1 protein-coding gene is annotated in these 410 nt (G+C 55.1%); it reads right to left on the bottom strand.

Annotation, left to right across the window (positions count from 1 at the left end; genetic code table 11):
- Positions 1–325: IS66 family insertion sequence element accessory protein TnpB (gene tnpB, locus ACYP2A_RS22210; RefSeq protein WP_459748107.1), on the bottom strand; the 325-nt coding region annotated here is incomplete at its 3' end.
- Positions 326–410 lie beyond the last annotated feature (85 nt).

Here is a 410-nt window from a genome sequence, read left to right on the forward strand (position 1 = left end):
GTCGGTTGCGCCAAAGGTCAAAACCGTCGAGCAGCCAGTTCAACTCTTGAACGCTGAGTACGATCACATCGTCGGTGATGTCAGGCGATGTTTTGAACCGCTCGGCTTCGAGGCGCTTGAGCCAAAGACAGAAGCCGTTGCGCTCCCAATAAAGTATTTTCACCCGATTACGGGAGCGATTGAGAAAGACGAAAAGCACTGGATCAAACACGGCCACCTTGATATCCAGCTCGACCAGGGCGGCCAGGCCATCGATGGATTTTCGGAAGTCGACGGGCTTTGGGTAGAGATAGACTTTTTCGACTTTGGCGTCGGGACGCATCATGAGCGGCTGGCTCCTGAGAGGTTTCGGGAGCTCAGCATCGGGGATCAGGTTGGGGCTTGGAATGTGGGGTTGGTGAGGCGGTTAC

The organism is Pseudomonas sp. 3A(2025) (assembly GCF_054589175.1).